Annotated in this window: 14 protein-coding genes and 1 pseudogene; 11 read left to right on the forward strand and 4 right to left on the reverse strand. The window is 53.2% G+C overall.

Translation table 11 applies throughout. The annotated features are described in order from the left end of the window. Positions 1–14 precede the first annotated feature (14 nt). Together panD and panC are read right to left on the reverse strand one after the other, a co-directional pair. The gene (gene panD / locus B3C38_RS05495; protein WP_018695229.1) at positions 15–374 is read right to left on the reverse strand and encodes an aspartate 1-decarboxylase; all 360 of its coding nucleotides are present in this window, start codon (positions 372–374) and stop codon (positions 15–17) included. Next, on the reverse strand, positions 374–1,210 hold the full coding sequence (gene panC / locus B3C38_RS05500) for a pantoate--beta-alanine ligase (protein WP_286726113.1): 837 nt from the start codon (positions 1,208–1,210) through the stop codon (positions 374–376). The genes panD and panC overlap by 1 nt, the downstream gene beginning before the upstream one ends. Positions 1,211–1,564: 354 nt before the next feature. Here panC and B3C38_RS05505 point away from each other — a divergent pair, with 354 nt between their 5' ends. Then, the gene (locus B3C38_RS05505) at positions 1,565–2,224 is read left to right on the forward strand and encodes a porin family protein (protein WP_286726114.1); all 660 of its coding nucleotides are present in this window, start codon (positions 1,565–1,567) and stop codon (positions 2,222–2,224) included. Positions 2,225–2,321: 97 nt separating this feature from the next. Here B3C38_RS05505 and B3C38_RS05510 read toward each other — a convergent pair whose 3' ends face one another. After that, positions 2,322–4,046, reverse strand: a complete 1,725-nt coding sequence (locus B3C38_RS05510) for a glycoside hydrolase family 127 protein (RefSeq protein WP_286726116.1) — start codon at positions 4,044–4,046, stop codon at positions 2,322–2,324. A 183-nt stretch (positions 4,047–4,229) separates the two neighbouring features. Here B3C38_RS05510 and B3C38_RS05515 point away from each other — a divergent pair, with 183 nt between their 5' ends. After that, a complete protein-coding gene (locus tag B3C38_RS05515) occupies positions 4,230–5,459 on the forward strand; it encodes a site-specific integrase (RefSeq protein ID WP_195497892.1) in 1,230 nt (409 codons plus the stop codon). Positions 5,460–5,727: 268 nt separating this feature from the next. Here the strand turns inward: B3C38_RS05515 and B3C38_RS05520 are convergent, their stop codons facing one another. Continuing rightward, a complete protein-coding gene (locus B3C38_RS05520) occupies positions 5,728–6,234 on the reverse strand; it encodes a DUF3408 domain-containing protein (RefSeq protein ID WP_286726118.1) in 507 nt (168 codons plus the stop codon). A 457-nt stretch (positions 6,235–6,691) separates the two neighbouring features. On the opposite strand from B3C38_RS05520, the gene B3C38_RS05525 reads away from it, so the two are divergent. From B3C38_RS05525 to B3C38_RS05565, 9 genes and pseudogenes are all read left to right on the forward strand, one after another. Then, the gene (locus B3C38_RS05525) at positions 6,692–7,111 is read left to right on the forward strand and encodes a mobilization protein (protein ID WP_286726119.1); all 420 of its coding nucleotides are present in this window, start codon (positions 6,692–6,694) and stop codon (positions 7,109–7,111) included. Between the two features lie 318 nt (positions 7,112–7,429). Continuing rightward, positions 7,430–10,456, forward strand: a complete 3,027-nt coding sequence (locus B3C38_RS05530; protein ID WP_286726120.1) for a SusC/RagA family TonB-linked outer membrane protein — start codon at positions 7,430–7,432, stop codon at positions 10,454–10,456. Positions 10,457–10,468: 12 nt separating this feature from the next. After that, positions 10,469–12,025 (forward strand): SusD/RagB family nutrient-binding outer membrane lipoprotein, encoded by a 1,557-nt coding sequence (locus B3C38_RS05535; protein WP_286726122.1) that lies wholly within the window; start codon positions 10,469–10,471, stop codon positions 12,023–12,025. Positions 12,026–12,051: 26 nt separating this feature from the next. Beyond that, positions 12,052–13,107, forward strand: coding sequence for a glycoside hydrolase family 18 (locus B3C38_RS05540; protein ID WP_286726124.1), 1,056 nt, complete (start codon positions 12,052–12,054; stop codon positions 13,105–13,107). A 19-nt stretch (positions 13,108–13,126) separates the two neighbouring features. Then, positions 13,127–14,272, forward strand: a complete 1,146-nt coding sequence (locus B3C38_RS05545) for a DUF1735 and LamG domain-containing protein (protein ID WP_286726125.1) — start codon at positions 13,127–13,129, stop codon at positions 14,270–14,272. A 28-nt stretch (positions 14,273–14,300) separates the two neighbouring features. Next, positions 14,301–15,137, forward strand: a complete 837-nt coding sequence (locus tag B3C38_RS05550) for a hypothetical protein (RefSeq protein WP_286726127.1) — start codon at positions 14,301–14,303, stop codon at positions 15,135–15,137. A 380-nt stretch (positions 15,138–15,517) separates the two neighbouring features. Beyond that, positions 15,518–16,783, forward strand: a complete 1,266-nt coding sequence (locus B3C38_RS05555) for an MFS transporter (protein WP_286726129.1) — start codon at positions 15,518–15,520, stop codon at positions 16,781–16,783. Next, on the forward strand, positions 16,776–18,824 hold the full coding sequence (locus tag B3C38_RS05560; RefSeq protein ID WP_286726131.1) for a family 20 glycosylhydrolase: 2,049 nt from the start codon (positions 16,776–16,778) through the stop codon (positions 18,822–18,824). Before B3C38_RS05555 ends, B3C38_RS05560 begins: the two co-directional genes overlap by 8 nt. A gap of 16 nt (positions 18,825–18,840) precedes the next feature. Then, positions 18,841–19,144 (forward strand): annotated as a pseudogene (locus B3C38_RS05565) (glycosidase); the annotation flags it as partial.

The raw sequence follows: 19,144 nt of genomic DNA on the forward strand, positions 1-19,144 counted from the left end.
CGGCTCCGGATGCATTATCCGATCAGATGGTTGGTCGCCGTGTCGGGGAAGATGACCCAGGGTTTGAACTGCTTGGCATCCTCGAAATCCATCAGCGCATAGGATGCGATGATGATGACGTCGCCCACCTGTACTTTGCGTGCGGCGGCGCCGTTGAGGCAGATACAGCCGCTTGCGCGTTCGCCCTTGATGACATAGGTTTCGAAACGCTCTCCGTTGTTGATGTCCATGATCTGGACTTTCTCGCCCTCGATGATGTTGGCGGCTTCCAACAGCGCCTCGTCGATGGTGATGCTCCCCACGTAATTCAGGTCGGCCTGTGTGACCGTCACGCGGTGGATTTTGGATTTGATGACTTCAATCTGGAATTTCATTATCGGATACGGATGTTGTCGATTAAACGAATATCTCCCGCCTGTACTGCGATGCAGCCCTGGATGCGGGGGGAGTCGTCCCAAGCGGCGACCTCCTGCATCGTCCGTGCGTCGACCGACTGGTAATAGATGACCTTCAGCAACGGGTTGCGCTCCACCTCGGCCGTGACCCACGCCTTGAGCTGGGCAGGTGTCATCTCCTGCGATTTGGACACTGCGGCGTGCAGCGTGGCGTAGATGTGCGGCGCTGCGGCCCGGTGCGCTGCGTCGAGCAGCGTGTTGCGCGACGAGAGGGCCAGCCCGTCTTCGCCGCGGATGATCGCGCATTCGACGATCTCGACGGGAAGCGCCAGCTGGGCCACCATTGACTTGATGACGGCGATCTGCTGGAAATCCTTTTCCCCGAAATAGGCGCGTGCGGGGCGCACGATGTCGAACAGGCGGCTGACGACCTGCGCTACGCCGTTGAAATGGCCGGGGCGCGTGGCGCCCTCCATCACCTTGTCGATCAGTCCGAAATCGAACTGCCTGCTGTCGGGCTGGGGATATATCTCCTCGACCGAGGGCATCAGCACGAAATCCGCCCCGGCCTCTTCCAGCAGGCGGGCATCGGCCTCCGGCGTGCGGGGGTAATGCTTCAGGTCGTTTTTGTCGTTGAACTGCGTGGGGTTTACGAAGACGCTCACCACGACGGTGCCGTTTTCCCGCCGGGCACGCTCCACGAGCGAGCGGTGTCCTGCATGCAGGGCACCCATCGTCGGTACGAAGCCGATTCCCGACTGCTCCGCCTTGTCCAGCTCTGCACGGAGCTCCTTGACACTTTCAAATACTTTCATCCTTTCTTGATGCGAGTTGTGCGGGCAAAGGTAGAAATTCCATCAGACATAACGAAGAAAAAAGTCGGAAAAATAAGCCGTATCTTTTTCTTATGCGCACCATGCCGTTCCGAAATCCCGGTTTTCCGGCCTCGGAGGCGGATGCGGTTCTGTAAAATGCGGCTTTCGTGTGAAAAAGGGTGGCATTCATTGATTTTATTTCCGGATATCGCATAATGCGCCTATATTTACAACCGATGAAACAATGGCGGGGTACCCGCTTCCCGTTCCGGAATGGAAACGGGCGCGGCGGTTCCCTATTCCGGCAATCCAAACTTAAACGCCTCACGGGAGCCGGGGCACAATTTTAAAGTTATGAAGAAATTTATTCTTTGTTTGCTGGCCGTTGCCGCCGGCATGTCAGCATTCGGCCAGGGCCGCGTGATGGGAGTGCGCGCCGGACTGAATGTGACCAGCATCGACCTGAGCGCGGGCAGTAACAGCTTCTCGTTCGACTCGCGTGCGTCGTACAATGTGGGCTTTGCCTACCAGCAGCCGCTGCTGCGGGCGCTTCCGCTTTATCTGGAAACGGGCCTTTATCTGACGGGGCGCGGCGGAGCGGTCAATGTGGCCGATTTCGGCTTCGGGTTCGACGAGGAGTTGTCCGGGAAGGTGAAGTTCAATATGCTCTATTTGCAGGTGCCCGTCGTGGTCAGCTGGCATTTCAACGTCAGGAGCGTTTCGATACAGCCCCTGGCGGGTGTCTTCTATGGGTTCGGTATCCATGGCAAGGCGAAGTTCAAGGGCGAGAAGGCCGACCTGTTCAAGTCCACCGACCTGGGGGATGGCGCCGAGGAGGAAGCGATGTTCAAACGCTCCGACCTGGGCCTGCGCTTCGGTGCCAACGTGACATTCAGGAAGCATTACAATGTCAGCCTCGGGTATGACCTGGGCCTGCTGAACATCCTGAAGGATGCCGACGAGGTCAAGGCCAAGAACGGCAGCTTCTTCGTTTCGCTGGGTTACAACTTCTGATCCCGGGAACGGGCGGCCGGATGGCGGCCGGGAATAAAAAGCACCGGAAGGCGTCGAACCTTTCCGGTGCTTTTTTGTGCCCGCGCTGTTCGGGTTGTCAGCGGGTCGGCAGCCAGACGCGGTAGCCGCCGTTTCCCCGGTTGCCGAAGGCGTAGTAGGGGATGGCCGTGAAGGTGCTCTTCGCGCCCTTGCCGTCGATGGCCGTTCCCGTGATGACCGGCGTGCCGTCCATCAGGTCGCTGCGGTATCCGAGTTCCATGCTGCCGGCCGTGTCGAGCCTCAGCCGGGCGTAATCCGCGTTGTCCGCCTGCTCGATGCAGTATACCAGCGGCCCGGCCGCGATGGCGGCCATGCCGTCCAGCTCCCGGGCGGCTTTATGTGCCCGGACGAGGCGCGGCGCGACGGGAAGTTCCAGCACGATGCGGTCTGCGGGGTTCCAGACCCGGTCGAGGAGGGCGTACCCTTTGTCGAGGCGGATTTCGACCGGGGTGCCGTTCACCGAGAGCACCGGCGCGGCCGGGCTTTCGGATACGTACAACCCGAACGGGTTTTCCTCGCCGCGGGCCCAGCCCGGGATACGTACCTTCACGGTGAAGCGTGCCGCCTTTTCGGGCGTAAGCGTGAGGACGACCTTTCCGTCCACGGGGTATCGGGTCTGCTGCCGGACATGCACCTGCGTGTCGCCGAGCGCGATGTCGGCATCGCTGCCGATGAACAGGTTGACATAGACCGTCCTGTCGTCCCGGGCGTAAATGAATTCGGGGGTCGCCGAGACTATCTTGAGGAACATCGGCGGGCAGCAGGGGCAGGGGTGCCATTCCCAGCGTTCGCTGCGGTCGGTGTTGAGCGGGTTCTGGTAGGTATACTGCCTGCCCGAGGCGGCGACGCCAGCCAGCACGTTGTTGTATAGCGCGCGTTCGAATTCATCCATGTATTTCGCGTCGCCCGTGAGCTGGTTCATCGCCTGGCTGAAGAACCCCACGCCTACGGCGGCGCAGGTTTCCAGATAGGCGTCGGTGGGCAGGTAGTAGTCGTGGCCGAACTTTTCGTCGAAATGCACTGCCCCGACACCGCCCGTGACGAAGAGTTTTTTCCCGGCCATGTCGTCCCACCAGCGTTTCGCCGTGGCGATGTAGTCCGCATTGCCGTTCTCATAGGCCGCCGCGGCGATGCCCGTCGCCAGCAGGGTGGCCCTCACGGCGTGCCCGACGATGGCGGGCTGGTCGAATACGCGGATCGAATCCTGCGCGTAATCGCCCCATGCGGGCCGCGCTTCGGGGCCGAATTCCGCGGTGTAGAGCTCCTCGTGGATCCACCGCTCCGCGCTGTCGTTGCCCCACGTGCCCCACAGCGGATAGCCGCAGTGCACGCCGCGGTTGCCGATCCAGAACTCGGCCAGCCGGAGATAGTCGCCGGCTGCGGACTGCGCCCCGGTTTGCGCGCGCAGGCCGGGGCGGTCACGGTAGAGCTTGTAGAGTTTTACCAGGGCCTCCTCGGGGCCCGAGTGCGCCGGGACGATGTTCTTTTTCGGTGCGGGCCCCATCGTCCGCACCATGTAGTCCGCCAGGCGCGTGGCGACTTTCAGCAGCCTGTCGTCCCCCGTGGCTTGGTAATAGTGTACCCCGGCTTCGATGAGCATGCCGGCGTTGTAGACGTCGTGCTGCATGCGCAGAAACCCGCCGTTCGCGCCCCAGCGGTGGTTGTCCTCCGTTAGCTGGGTGTTGGTGCCGACGAACCCGTCCGGTTCGGTATTTGTAGGTAAAGAGAAGCGCAGAAAAGAGCAAGTATCAAGTTCACAGATATTTGATTCTCTCTTCTGCATATGCTCCGAGCAATAAAAAAGCATAATCGGGCAGGTTTAACAGTGAGTTTCGTTACTTATCCGTTACCTGCCCGAAATGCTTTGGTTTGCATCAAAACATTCGTTTTCAGTTCGTTGCATCGAATTACCGCATACCAAATAACTTGACTTAACGTTTAACCCATCCAAAAAGTTCAAGTTATTATGCAACGCAGCACTTTCAAAGTCCTTTTCTACGTAAAAAGGCAGTCGGAGAAATCGGGTCAGGTTCCCATTATGGGCCGTATTACGATCAACGGTACAATGTCGCAGTTCAGCTGTAAACTCACCGTTCGTTCTTCCCTCTGGGACGCCAAAGCAAACAAGGCGGCAGGTAAAAGCCTCGAAGCCCAACGCCTCAATGAAAAGTTGGAGAACATCAAAACCAACATCGGCAAGCAATACCAACGCCTTTGCGACCGTGATTCATACGTTACGGCCGAAAAGGTCCGCAACGCCTTCCTCGGTATGGGGGACGACTGCCGCCTGCTGTTACAGACCTTCGACGAATACCTCGCAGGGTTCCTCAAACGCGTGGGCAAAGACCGCACCTATTCCAGCTATGAAGACTACTGCAAGCGTCGCCGCCGTCTTGCCTCCTTCCTCGAATACGAATACCATGTCAAGGACATTTCGTTCAAAGAGTTGAAGCGGGATTTTATCGAAAAGTTCGTGGCCTATCTTTCCTCGGTACAAGGGATGCGTTCCGGGACGATCCATTCGACCATCAAGAAACTGAAGCTGATGACCTATACGGCGTATAAGAACGGCTGGATTCCTGCCGACCCTTTCACAGGTTTCTATGTCAAAGCAGAATATGCCGAACGGCGTTACCTCTCGGCTTCGGAATTACAAGCCGTGATGGATGTCAAGCTTCCCAACTACCGAACGGGCATCAACCGGGATGCCTTCGTTTTCTGCGCCTTCACGGGCCTGAGCCATGCCGACGTGGTGAAACTCACCCATGCGGACATCCATACGGACGATAACGGAGAGCGGTGGATCATCGACAGACGCCAGAAGACGGGCACTCAGTTCCGAGTAAAACTCCTTCCCGTTGCCGCAATGCTCTATGACCGTTATAAGGATCTGCGCCTTGCGGGAGATAAAGTCTTTCCGCTCAAAGGCACCTATAATACGTTGAATATGTCGTTACGGCATGTTGCCAGACACGCCGGCCTGTCGTTCAACCCCACGATCCATTGCGCGCGGCATACTTTTGCCACAACGGTCACGCTCACGCAGGGCGTACCTCTGGAGACCGTCAGCAAGATGTTGGGGCATAAACGCATCACCACGACCCAAATCTATGCCCGAATTACCAACGATAAAATCGGACAGGATATGGCTGCATTGAGCGAGAAACTCGACAGCGTCTTCAAGATTGCGCAGTAAGCCGGTGCGATTCTGGATACTATACCATAATCTCTTTCCGCCGGCAGGGAATTAAACGCCGGAGATGGAAATACGCAAGGCCATGCGAATCGCCCGAAGGGCGAGCCTTGCGTATTTCCATCTTTGGCGTTTTGCTGGTCGCTACCGTCGGAAAAGACGACATTCTGCGGCTCCTGACGATCCGGTTCCGATGTTCAGCCGCGATCGGCCTGCCCGTTCGACGGCCCCCTCCCGTCCTGCTATCTGCCGTCGAAATACCTCCGCTTTTTCAAAACGGCCTTCTGCTATTCTTCTTCTCGTGGAGATAATTCAGTTCGTCGCTGTAAATGTTCATGACAAAGCGCAGCATATTGTCGACCAAAGCTGTAAGCCTTGTATTCTCATTTCCTAACAGGTGGAGTATTTCCGATACTTTATGCTTGGTTTGCGCACTGACATAGATTGCCGAGCGGTTACGGCAATCCACCGGTGCGAAGAACGTGCGTTCAAAATCCGGCAGCGTGAGTTTTTTACGACGAAACCCGAACGCATCCTTCCCTGCAGCTACAGCGGCAGGGACGACCGATGGGGACGATTCGTCAACCTCGGATTTTGGAACAGGCTCCTGAGCCGTTTCTTCTGCGCCCTCTTCCGGTTCGGGAATCCGGCGGACGACTTTGGAATCCAAAGGAGCTTGTCCGGCGATCATCTGGCGCATCAGTTCCTCATCGACTTCGATACGGGGACTCTTCGAAAGTTTCGGTGCGGGTTTGTCTTTTTCTTCTAATGAATCCATGGTACAACGTTTTTGAGATTGATTGTTCGTTTTGCAGTCGTAAAGCATGCGTGTTTGGTTTTATGTTTTCAACCATTCAAAATACCGTTTTTTATTTCATGCGGTTTATATCGGAATTGTGAACGAGATAATAAACCCGAACTTTCATGTTGCAATATACAACCGATTCAAGGGTTTGGATTTTGATGTCCGCTCCAGTCCGCTCCAGTCCGCACCGATGGCTTTTTTTTGCACCCGTACGGTTGTAATATTGCACACGGGAAAGACCTTGCCTCGGAAGCCGTAGCGGAGGTTTTGCAAAGTTTTTTCGAAAATTTTTCCGCCGCGGATTTTTGTTATCGTCAGATAACAGCGAGCTGTACCTTTGTATGCCGAAAAGTTTTTCGGCATACAAAAGGTGCTCGCTCTGCGAGGCCGGGTGGCGTTCCCGAGTCACGCCACCTTAACTACCAACACTATGACAACCACTAAAAAGAGAACCGGGCGGCCTACAGCCACCGATCCTCGCATCCATCGGTACAATTTCAAGCTGACGACGGAGGAAAATATTCGCTTCAGACGGATGCTCGCCGAGGCCGGATTGGAGCACAACCGCAGCCGTTTTATCGTCAAAAGACTCTTCGCCGAGGAGTTCGTCGTCATCAAACGCGACCCGTCAAAGACGCAGTTTATCGCCTGGCTGAACGATTTTTATTTCCAATTTCAGCGTATAGCTGCGAATTATAATCAGGTCGTAAAAGCCATTAATACGCACTTCTCCAACGTCGCAATCCCGCATCAGATCGCTTTGTTGGAACAACGCACACGAGAGCTGAAAGCCCTAAGCATTGAGATTCTCAACCTCGCAAAACAGGCTAAGGAGTGGTTGCGAATATAAGAGTCGGAGTATCACTAGACAAGGTGTTACGACTATTTTTCGGATAATCGCTCGTATGCTTTCATCTTTTAGTATTTAACTATCGTCATGTGATAAATTTTTGATATAAACAAAATTTGATTACTTTTGCTATAAGTAGCTGCTTTTTTATAAAAGCAGTTGGGAACAAAAAAACGAATAAACAGTTTAACCAAATCAAAACACTACCACATCTAAAACATCACAACATTTCGCACCATTTGTTCTCGAGGTGAAACAAATGGATTTTTCACTTCAATTTAATCAAAGCGCTTATGTTTAATTTATCCAAAATTAATTATGTGGAAATCAATTAAGTTATTGCTTGCAGCATGCTGCACAATTTTGCTTGTGTCTGTGCCAGACGCAATGGCACAGGGGGGGAATTTTTACTCCGTTCAAGGTATAGTTAAAGATGCCACTGGGTCGGTCGTGGGTGCTACGGTCATGACAAAAAACGGCATCTCCGGAACAACGACCGATCTTGAAGGGAAGTTTACCTTATCAAAGGTTCAAAAAGACGATGTGATTATCATCTCTTTTATCGGTTACAAAACACAGGAGATTATCTTTACGGGACAAACCTCGATTGAGGTCACCTTGGAGGAAGAATCGGAAGTGGTAGATGCCGTTGTAGTAACAGCTTTAGGCATCAAACGTTCTGAAAAAGCTCTTTCCTACAATGTACAACAGATCGCGGCAGAAGAAATCACTGCCGTGAAAGATGCCAATTTCATGAATTCGCTCGTCGGCAAAGTTGCCGGCGTAACAATCAATTCGGGGGCCAATGGTGCTGGCGGTGCATCGCGCGTCGTGATGCGCGGAGCCAAATCTCTGACAGGTTCGAACATCGCTCTCTACGTGATCGATGGTATCCCGATGTCGAACTACATAGCCAATACTGCTTCTGTAGGCTTACATGTGGATCAGCCCGGCACGGATGCTGTGGCTGATATCAACCCTGAAGATATCGAATCGATCTCGATGCTGACCGGCCCTTCGGCTGCGGCACTTTACGGTAATGCGGCAGCGAGCGGTGTCGTATTGATCACGACCAAAAAAGGCTCGGAGGATAAGACGACCATCACGGTATCGAACAGCACGACTTTCTCATCGGTTTACATGCTACCCGAAATGCAGTCGAAATACGGCAATGCATCGGGACAAACGGTCAGTTGGGGAAATGCGACCAATTCAAATTACGCCCCAAGAAAATTCTTCAACACCGGCGTAAACACGATCAATACGGTTTCGCTCTCGACCGGTAATACAAAGAACCAAACCTATATATCGGCTACGACGACCAATACTACGGGGACACTGCCCAACAGCAGATATGACCGTTATAACTTTACGGCCCGCAATACAACCAAATTTGCCAAGGAGAAGCTGACTCTCGATCTGGGTGCCACTTACGTAAAACAGACCGACTTGAATATGACCTCCCAGGGGTATTATTACAATCCTCTGCCGGGTTTATATTTATTTCCTCGCAGCGAAAGTTTCGAGGATATTCAGCTCTATGAACGCTATAACACCGCCTTTGGTTACAATCAACGCTATTGGCCCTACGGCAACGGCAACGTCGGTATGGACAACCCTTATTGGGTTCAGAACCGCATGTTGCGAACGAACAGCAAGAAGCGCTACTCGCTTAACGCTTCGCTCAAGTGGCAGATCGCGGACTGGGTCGATGTAACCGGACGCGTCAAGGTTGACAACACCTCCAACCGGAATACATATAAGATCTATGCATCGTCGGATCAATTGTTTTCGAGTGAGAACGGTGCTTATCGCAACATTTTCACGATGATGAACAACACCTATGCCGATGTAATCGCCACCATCAACAAGACTTTCTGTGAGGATTGGTCGCTTAACGTCAACATTGGCGCTTCGCTCGATGATACTAAAGCGGAAGGTCAAGGAGATAACGGCAATCTGTCCACTATTCCCAACTTCTTTTCTGTCTACAATCTCGACCGTACGACTAAGTTCAAACCCACGCAAACCGACTACCACTACCAGTCTCAGGCGATTTTCGCCAATATCGAACTAGGCTGGAAATCGATGATCTACCTGACGCTTACGGGGCGTAATGACTGGGACGCTTCGTTGGCTTATTCGAACTATTCGTCTTTCTTCTATCCTTCGGTAGGCCTTTCGGGAGTACTGACTAATATGTTCGACGCTCCGAAATGGCTCAGTTTCCTGAAAGTTCGTGCTTCGTATACTGAAGTAGGTAGTTCCTATGGTTATTTCAAGAATACTGTTTACTATTCATATAACGGAGAGTCGAACGACTGGGAAAACTCCTCGATTTATCCTAACCTGAATCTGAAACCCGAACGCACACAGTCGTGGGAGGTGGGTATGAACGCCCGCCTGTGGAATCACTTCTCTGTTGATCTTACCTATTACCGGTCACATACCAAAAACCAGACTTTCTCTGCTTCGCTGCCTTCGTCGTCGGGTTATTCGTCGATCTATGTGCAAAGCGGCGACATCCAGAATCAGGGAGTTGAGGTGGCATTGGGTTATAATAACAAGTGGAACGACTTCACGTTCGGTGCTAACTACACGCTGACTTGGAACGAGAATAAGATCATCCGGTTGGCTGATGGTGCGACCAATCCCTATACTGAAGAAAAGATCAGTATGCCGCAACTGGAAGCCGGTTCGTTTGGAAATCTCGACGCCAAGATCATTCTCCGCAAGGATGGCTCGATGGGCGATGTTTACGGCCAGAGCATTCTTGCACGTGATTATAATGGTTATATTGACGATTCCAGTTCCATTCTTCCCACGGAAGCCAAGGAAACTTTCCTTGGTTCGATATTCCCGAAAGCCAATATGGGCATGAATTTCCACTTCGGATATAAAGGTCTTGATTTAAGTACCACATTCTCTGCACGTCTGGGCGGTATCGTGTTGAGCGGCACGGAATCATGGCTCGACTATTATGGTGTATCAAAGCGTTCTTCCGAATTGCGCGATCGTGGTGGCATTGCGGCCAAGGGCGGCATGATTCAAGCTCAAAAATACCTTCAGTCAATTTCAGGCATGGCTACATATTATACTTACGACGCAACAAATGTTCGTATGCAGGAACTTGCGCTCAATTATAATCTCCCACGGAAATGGTTCCGCAACAAGGTGAAGATGACCGTTGGCTTCGTAGCCAAGAATCTTTGGATGATTTACTGCAAGGCCCCGTTCGATCCGGAACTTTCAGCCAATACCACTAGCACCTTCTACCAAGGCTACGACTGCTTCATGATGCCGAGCACGCGGAATCTTGGATTCAACGTAAAACTTCAATTCTAACCGAAAACAACCATGAAACTCTATCAATATATTTTGGGATTCGCAGTTTTATGCACTACCGGATGTACGAGTGGTTTTGAACAGTTCAATACTCCGGAGCACAATCCTACCACATTGCCGGCAACAGCCAGTTTTCCGTCCATGATCGATTGCCTGGCTTCTCCCGAGGAAAATCCATGCCAGCGTAACAATACGTTCTGGGCCTGCTTCGGCGGGTATGTCACTGCTCCGAACTCATGGAGCCGCTCGCAACTCTACTCGACCTACAACATCGATGATTCGTGGAACGAATGGTCAGTCAACTGGTATTTCCAGACGTTCTATCCTGCATGGTTTCAGGTAAAACGGTTGACGGGCGGTGAAGGTTATTACTATCAGATGGCCCAACTATTGCGCGTATACGTAATGCAAATGGTTGCCTCGTTACAAGGCCCCATGCCCTATTCGCAGATCCAGGACGGCGATCTTTACATCGCCTATGACGATGAAACAACGGCCTGGCACGCCATGTTCGACGATCTGGATGCAGCCATCACCGAAATCCAGTCGGCAGCCACTTCGGGCGCCATGCCGCTCGCATCGGTCGATCGCATATACGGAGGCGACAATTCGAAATGGCTGAAATTCGCCAATACACTGAAACTGCGTATGGCGATGCGCATCAGCAGTGCTGAACCCGCCTATGCACAAGAGAAAGCCGAAGAGGCTGTTGCTTCCGGTGTCATGACTTCGACATCCGAAAGTGCTTACGATAAAATGGCAGGACGTTATCCCAACGGATACTACCAATGCTCAACAGGCTGGGGAAGCTACGAAGTCAAGGCCAATGCTTGTATTACGTCCTACATGAACGGCTACAACGACCCGCGCCGCGCTGCTTATTTCACGCAACAGGCGTATAATGACAAAGGCGGCTATATGGGCGTTCGGTCGGGTATTGCCGGGTGCGTTCCCGCGACGTTCCGCAACTATTCAGGTACGATTTACGAAGCGAGCGACGGACAGACGAAGCCTATGCCTGTTATGTACGCAGCCGAAGCTGCTTTTTTGCGAGCCGAAGGTGCCCTGAAAGGTTGGAATATGGGTGGTACGGCTAAAAAGTTCTATGAAGAAGGCATCCGCTTGTCATTTGAAGAATGGGGTGTTTCGGGTGTCGAAGCCTATCTATCCGATGCCTCGAAAACTCCCGAAAACTATACCGACGTTGCCTCCGCTTCCAATAATATTGCAAATCGTTCTACGATTACGATCGCTTGGGACAGCGTTTCGACAGACGAGAAACATCTCGAACAGATTATCACGCAAAAGTGGATAGCCAACTACCTTAATCATCTGGAAGCTTGGAGTGATTTCCGTCGTACCGGTTATCCTTACATCTTTCCGCCGAAGGATAACCTCTCGGGCGGCGAATGCTCTAACGAGCGCGGTCAGCGACGTCTGCGCTTCACGCTGAACGAATACACCAACAACAACGCCAACGTAAAAGCGGCCATACAGATGCTCGGAGCCAAACGCGATGGGGACGGGGTAGACCTCTATTGGGCGCTTCCGTCGGGTAGCAAATATTAACCAACCGTTGAAAAATGAAACCGAATATGAAAAGAATAATTAACATATCGCTCCTCGGTGCATTGACCTTTTTCGCATTCGTCCGTTGCAGCGACTGGACGGAGCCCGAGGCGCTGCAGTACGACCATCCACTGACCGAATCGTCTTACGGCGAAGAGTATTACAAAAATTTACGGGCCTATAAGGCTCGTACGGATCATGTCAAAGCTTTCGCTTGGTACAGCGACTGGACAGGTACGGGTACGGATATTTACGGACGTCTGGTCGGCCTCCCCGATTCGATGGATTTTGTTTCGATGTGGGGTAATAACTTCAATCTCTCCGAGTCTAAACAGAAAGACCTGCAGGAAGTCCAGACAAAGAAAGGTACGAAAGTGCTCATGTGCTGGATTGTCGATAACATCGGTGTTCAGACGACTCCTCCCGAAGTTGTAGAAGCCGGGACTCAAAAAGAGTTCTGGGGCTGGGCTGGCGAAGCCGCCGATGACGCAGTGATCGAAGCCGCCATCCGTAAATACGCCCGGTCGATCATCGACACGATGTACAAGTACGGATTCAGCGGTTTTGACCTCGACCTGGAACCCCACTACGGATCGCCCGGCAACATCGCCAGCTATCCGGATCGTCTGCATATCCTGCTCGACGAACTTTCCAAAGAGATGGGGCCGGCTTCGGGTACCGACCGGATGTTGTGCGTTGATGGCGAGCCCGATTGGCTGCTTCCAGAAACGGGTTTGTTGCTTGACCATTTCCTCCTCCAAGCCTATTATGATTCTAACTATCCGGCAACGGATGGGCGTCTTAATGCATTGTTCAATACGTTCAAATCCGTGATGACCCGTGAGGAAATTATTCGCAAAACGATTTTGACCTCGAATTTCGAATCTTTCGGAGGAACGGGCGGCCCGACTTACAGGCTTCGCGACGGATCGTCCGTCAACCAACTCAAAGCCTATGCAATGTATAGCTACCCGGATGTCAATGCCAAGATTGGCGGTATCGGAGCATTTCGCATCAAATTCGACGAGAATTACAAATATTTGCGGGAAGCCATCCAAGTAGCAAACCCCGTTATTAAATAACCTTAAAAAGGAACATGTCATGAAAATCAATCATATATTGAAAGGATCGATACTCGGTATGGCATTCTTTGCACTCATCGGATGCGAAGATGCAGATTATCAGCCGATAGAGAACCTTCTTTACATTAACGAAGCTGCTTCGGACAACAAATTTACGCAGCAAACGGAAACGCTGACTATAACGGGAAAAACTACTACCAGCCTTACCGTTCGTTTGGCGCAGGCGATTGACCGGGATGTGCATATTACGCTCGGCATTGCTCCAAAATATGCGGATGCTTACAATTCGGAAAACGGCACCTCCTATACAATCATTCCGGAGCAATATCTTACCTTTACGACCGAAACGACCATTGCAGCCGGCCAAATCGCATCGTCCCCTGTTGTGCTCACTATCGACGAATTTTCTACCGACAACGGCGAGGCTTACTGCATTCCACTAGAAATCGTTTCTTCGGATGCTCCGGTAGCGACCACTAAAACTTCGAGCCACATCCTCTACCTGCTGACCAAACCGTTGTTGCAGAAGGTTCCGGAAATGACTGCATCTACCCTTCCGGCCGGTGTGGGAAATTGGGGAATCTCAACATCCGAATGGACACTTGAAGGCTGGATATGGATGAGCGCATTCCCGATTAACAACCAAGCATTTTGGAATGCAGCCGTATCGCAAGGAACGGAAATATATTGCCGCTTCGGGGACGCTGCGGTGCCGTTTAATCAGATACAAATCAAGACCGGCGGCTCGGAAATGCAGAGTAACACGGTATTCACACCGGAAACATGGTATCACGTGGCATGCACCTACGGGAACAACACGCTTACATTGTATGTAAACGGGGCATTGGATAACTCGAAGGAGATTGAGGTCGCCAACTACGTGATTGACAACCTCCAGCTCTGTTCTTCCGGTTCCTACTGGAAGTGTAACGGCCGGCAGGCTCAAATTCGTTTCTGGCGTAAGGCTCTGTCGCAAAATGCGATTGTGGATGCCATGAACCGGACTGTCCCGGCTGATTCTGAAGGATTATTCGGATACTGGAAACTCGACGAAGGTGCAGGCTCGGTATTCCACGATTCGACTTCTAATGGATTCGACCTCACCTGTGAGAAAGCTCCAGTATGGTCGGAGGTCGGGGTGAATTTCAGCGCCCCAAACAACTAATTTCCACTCATAAACACTCGAAAGGATTATGAAACAATCATTAAAAATATTTGTATTTTTCAGTGTAGCTATTTTCGCACTGACGAATTGCGAGAATCCGACGATTGACACCCAATTACCCTATTATTACCACGAAACGATTGCCTACCTACCTGCTTCGGGTACACAATCCGTAGAATTCCAGCATACTCCGAGCGGCATCAAGGAGAAAGAAATCCTCTTCACGGTCGCACGAAAGAATAACAATGCCGACAAGATGGAATCGGAATTGCAAAAGGAGTGTACCGTCGTGTTGGAAGCGGCAATCGATGGGATAGAACCCGAATACGTTACGTTCCGCGATGGTATGACACTGACCATTCCTGCCGGTGAAACAGAGGTTTCCTCCGCCTTTGATATCGACTGGTCGTTCGCGGCTGAAACCGCAACAGTTGTCGAATGCACGATAACGATCTCAATCGCGAATATAAATGTTCACCCATCGGAAGAGAAATCTCAATCCATCTATAAGATCACAAAGAGCGAATTATCGAACATTTACACGACAGCTCCAAGCGGGACGTTGGTGGAAGACCAGCAGCAGTGGATAGTAGAGTGTACGAATGACGAAACTCTCTCTAATTGGAGTGTGACGTCCAAATTGACGAATAATGACAAGAATGATTATGTGTGGTATGATTCTTCGTTTCTCGCAATCAAGGTCAATTTGGGAACGGTGAAAGCGCTGACCGGTGTAGCTTCCTATTCCAGTTACGGAAGTAATTACGCACCCTCTTCGTTGATTATGGAAACCAGCACAAACGGAACCAATTGGACTCCAGTCGGCTCGAAAATCAAGGTAACCCCATTATGCTTCCTTCCATGATCCGGTGGAAGCTCAATACATACGTCTGCAAATGTTCGGAACCAGTGTATTGTCTTCCGAGATATATGCATGGGTAAAATAAGCATATATCGTATTTTTCGAAAAAGCCGGACGATCTTTTTGATCGTCCAGTTTTTTGTCATTTGTTTATCCGCGGAATTGGTCATGGGTGTTAAACTAATACCTGTTTATATTATGGCGGTAGTTTCCGGACGACGAGGTTGTCAGCTTATCATGATTTAATCGTTTGGATAACACGTTGTTCGTGGCCAAAATAATAATTTGATATCTGAAATGAACCGTATTTCAAAAAAATGTAAAACCCGATGACGGATAAATTACGTTCACCCCTTCGGTGGGTTCCGAGTTTGTACTTTGCGATGGGGCTTCCGTTTGTGGTTCTGAACATGGTTTCGGCGGTTCTGTACAAGGATCTGGGTATCTCGGATGCTCAGATCGCGTTCTGGACGTCTCTGATCATGTGGCCATGGACGATCAAGTTTCTGTGGAGTCCTTTTCTGGAGCTTTACCGGACGAAGAAGTTCTGGGTCGTGGGGAGCCAGTTGCTGAGCGGCGTATTGTTCGGCGTCGCGGCCCTGTCGCTTCAGCTTCCGCTGTTCTTCGCGGTCAGTATTGCGATCTTTGCCGTCGTTGCTTTCAGCGGGGCCACGCACGACATCGCGGCCGACGGGGTCTATATGTCGGAGCTTTCGCCTGCGTCCCAGGCGAAATACATCGGCTGGCAGGGTGCGTTCTACAACCTTGCGAAACTTGTCGCCACGGGCGGTCTGGTGTGGCTTGCGGGGTGGCTTTACGAGGGTTTCAGCACCTCGGGGACCGCATCGTTCGACGCTTATGTCCGTTCGTGGACGGTCGTTTTGCTGCTCCTGTGCGGCACGCTCGTCGCTTTGGGCCTTTACCATCTCCGCGCGCTTCCTTCAGGCGGCACCGCTTCAGAAGGCCGCTCGCTGCGGGATGGCCTTGCCGGCCTGCGTGAGGTCATCGGTGCTTTTTTCACGAAGAGACACATCTGGTATTATATCGCGTTCATCATCCTGTACAGATTGGGCGAGGGCTTCGTGATGAAGATCGTTCCGCTGTTTCTGAAAGCCGACACGGCTTCGGGCGGTCTGGGCCTTACGAACCAACAGATCGGCCTTTACTACGGGACTTTCGGTGCGGGGGCGTTTCTGCTGGGCTCGCTTTTGGCGGGCTACTACATCGCCCGACGTGGTCTGCGGCGCACTCTTTTCACGCTGTGCTGTATCTTCAACCTGCCGTTCGGGGTCTACGCCTTGCTTGCATGGTTCCAGCCGCAGTCAATGTGGCTCGTCGGGGGTGGCATCGTCGTGGAGTACTTCGGCTACGGCTTCGGATTCGTGGGCCTCACGTTGTTTATGATGCAGCAGGTCGCTCCGGGGCGTCACCAGATGGCGCACTACGCTTTCGCTTCGGGTATCATGAACCTCTCGGTGATGCTCACGGGCATGGCTTCGGGCTTTTTGAGCGATCTGATGAGCTACCGGATCTTCTTCCTCGCGGTGATGCTCGCCACCATTCCGGCTTTTGTGATAACACACTTCGTACCTTTCACCCATCCCGATGGCCTGGCCGCCGTGGAGCAAAAACCTTGTAGCAATGAATAAACTACGATCTATCTTCCAATTGCTTGTCGCGGTGCTGTGCGCTGGCTGCGCGCACGACGGGGCGGAGAGCGTCGTAATTCCGCATCCGGTATCGGTACAAGCCGGTGCGGGCTCTTTCAAGGTCGGCGATACGCTCGCAACAGTTTTCGACGCTCCAGACAGCGTCGTGCGGCCGCTTGCGGCCTATCTGCGTACCTGCCCGCTTCCCTGCGCCATGCCCGGCGACGATGTGTCCGGCAGGGGTGCGCTGCGGTTCGAACTCTCCGACGACGGGGCGCTGCCGACCTCCGCCGAGGGCTATGCTCTCTCGATCCGTCCAGAGTGCGTCACGATCCGTTCGCGCGGAGCCGCAGGTCTTTTCTACGGGCTCCAGACGCTGTTGCAGCTCTACGACTATCACGGGGCACGGATTCCGGCGCAGGAAATCGTTGACGCGCCGCGTTTCGCATGGCGGGGGCTGCATCTGGACGTTTCGCGCCATTTTTTTGACAAGGCGTTCGTGTTGAAACAACTGCGCATGATGGCCTCGCTGAAGCTCAACCGCCTGCACCTGCACCTGACCGACGGCGCGGGTTGGCGCCTCGCCGTCGACCGCTATCCGCAACTGACCGAAACGGCAGCGTGGCGTATTGGCCGCACGTGGCGGGAATGGCAGACCGAAGGCCGTTGCTACGCCAGCGAGGGCGATCCCGACGCCTACGGCGGTTACTACACAAAGGCGGATGTCCGCGAAATGGTGGCCTGTGGCGATTCGTTGCATATCGTGATCGTACCCGAGATCGAGATGCCCGCCCATTCGGAGGAGGTTCTGGCCGTTTTTCCCGAACTGTCGTGCACGGGAAAACCCGGCGCAGGCGACTTCTGCATCGGCAACGATGCTACGTTTGAATTTCTGGAGAACGTCCTCGCCGAAACGCTCGAACTGTTTCCCTCGGCGTATATTCACATCGGCGGCGACGAGGCGTCGAAAGTCGCCTGGGCGACGTGCCCGAAATGCCGTGCCCGCATGGAACGGGAGGGCCTTTTGGGAGTCGACGAGTTGCAGGGCTATGCCGTGGGCCGTATCGAACGATTCCTGAATGCCCACGGCCGCCAGCTGGTGGGTTGGGACGAAATCCTCGACGGAGACTCGACGCCCGAAGCTGTGGTGATGTCGTGGCGTAACGAGGAGAGCGGGCGCCAGGCTGCCGCCGCAGGGCACGAAGTGGTGATGACACCGGGCGCTTACTGCTATTTCGACGGTTATCAGGATGCCCCGACCGCAGAACCGCAGGCTTTTTCGGGCTATCTGCCACTGGAGAAAGTTTACGGCTACAACCCTGCGCCGGCCGATATGCCGGGGCGCGGACAAGTGCTCGGCGTGCAGGCGAACCTGTGGACTGAGTACATCCCGACGCCCGAGCAGGCCGAATACATGCTGTACCCACGGGCTTTCGCGCTGGCCGAAGTGGCGTGGAGCCCCGCCGACGAAAAAGATTACGCCGATTTCCGGCACCGGGCGTTGCGGCTCTGCGTCGCGGCCCGCGCCAGGGGCTACACGACGTTCGACTTGGCCGCAGAGCGGGGGGAGCGCCCCGAATCACTAGTGCCCACAGAGCATCTGGCCGTGGGATGTCCGGTATCGTTCGCCATCCCGTGGAGCAAGCGTTATCCGGCCGACGGCGCGGCCACGTTGACTGACGGGCGCCGCGGTTCATGGAGCTATGGGAACCGCTGGCTGGGCTTTCTCGACAGCGACATGGACGCGACGGTTGACCTGGGTGTAGTGCGACCGATCCATGAAGTGACGGCCGATTTCATCCAATGGTATTCTGCATGGGTCTGGCTGCCCGCACGGGTCGAGATTGCGTTTTCCAATGACGGAGAGACATTCCGCAACCTCGGCACTGTGGAGAACGATTACCCCGAGGAGGAGCATCGCCCTGCATACCGCGCTTTCGGATGGCGGGGCACCGACCAAGCTCGTTATGTTCGCTACCGGGCCTTTGCGAACGGCCGTCCGGGAGGATGGCTGTTCACCGACGAGATTACAATCAATTGACAAAATGGATATTACGATGAATGAAAAATTACAAATTGCGGGCTCGAATCAACCCGATATGCCGTGGGAGGATCGTCCCGCCGGCTCCAAAGAGGTGATGTGGCGTTACAGCGCGAACCCGATCATCGGGCGTCATGCGCTTTCGACGTCGAATTCGATCTTCAACTCGGCGGTCATTCCCTTCAAAAAAGGAAAATGTAACTATGCGGGCGTTTTCCGGTGCGACGACACGAACCGCCGGATGCGCATCCACGTGGGCTTCTCGGTCGACGGCCTTCGGTGGGAGATCGAGGAGGCCGACTTCCGGCTGGAGGGTGCGG

The organism is Alistipes sp. UBA1686 (genome assembly GCF_002320215.1).
GTDB lineage: Bacteria > Bacteroidota > Bacteroidia > Bacteroidales > Rikenellaceae > Alistipes > Alistipes onderdonkii.

What these genes read in the sequence shown, in the direction of transcription:
- panD (WP_018695229.1), bottom strand. Translation starts at nt 374, where the DNA reads ATGAAATTCCAGATTGAAGTCATCAAATCCAAAATCCACCGCGTGACG.
- panC (WP_286726113.1), bottom strand. Translation starts at nt 1,210, where the DNA reads ATGAAAGTATTTGAAAGTGTCAAGGAGCTCCGTGCAGAGCTGGACAAG.
- B3C38_RS05505 (WP_286726114.1), top strand. Translation starts at nt 1,565, where the DNA reads ATGAAGAAATTTATTCTTTGTTTGCTGGCCGTTGCCGCCGGCATGTCA.
- B3C38_RS05510 (WP_286726116.1), bottom strand. Translation starts at nt 4,046, where the DNA reads ATGCAGAAGAGAGAATCAAATATCTGTGAACTTGATACTTGCTCTTTT.
- B3C38_RS05515 (WP_195497892.1), top strand. Translation starts at nt 4,230, where the DNA reads ATGCAACGCAGCACTTTCAAAGTCCTTTTCTACGTAAAAAGGCAGTCG.
- B3C38_RS05520 (WP_286726118.1), bottom strand. Translation starts at nt 6,234, where the DNA reads ATGGATTCATTAGAAGAAAAAGACAAACCCGCACCGAAACTTTCGAAG.
- B3C38_RS05525 (WP_286726119.1), top strand. Translation starts at nt 6,692, where the DNA reads ATGACAACCACTAAAAAGAGAACCGGGCGGCCTACAGCCACCGATCCT.
- B3C38_RS05530 (WP_286726120.1), top strand. Translation starts at nt 7,430, where the DNA reads ATGTGGAAATCAATTAAGTTATTGCTTGCAGCATGCTGCACAATTTTG.
- B3C38_RS05535 (WP_286726122.1), top strand. Translation starts at nt 10,469, where the DNA reads ATGAAACTCTATCAATATATTTTGGGATTCGCAGTTTTATGCACTACC.
- B3C38_RS05540 (WP_286726124.1), top strand. Translation starts at nt 12,052, where the DNA reads ATGAAAAGAATAATTAACATATCGCTCCTCGGTGCATTGACCTTTTTC.
- B3C38_RS05545 (WP_286726125.1), top strand. Translation starts at nt 13,127, where the DNA reads ATGAAAATCAATCATATATTGAAAGGATCGATACTCGGTATGGCATTC.
- B3C38_RS05550 (WP_286726127.1), top strand. Translation starts at nt 14,301, where the DNA reads ATGAAACAATCATTAAAAATATTTGTATTTTTCAGTGTAGCTATTTTC.
- B3C38_RS05555 (WP_286726129.1), top strand. Translation starts at nt 15,518, where the DNA reads ATGGGGCTTCCGTTTGTGGTTCTGAACATGGTTTCGGCGGTTCTGTAC.
- B3C38_RS05560 (WP_286726131.1), top strand. Translation starts at nt 16,776, where the DNA reads ATGAATAAACTACGATCTATCTTCCAATTGCTTGTCGCGGTGCTGTGC.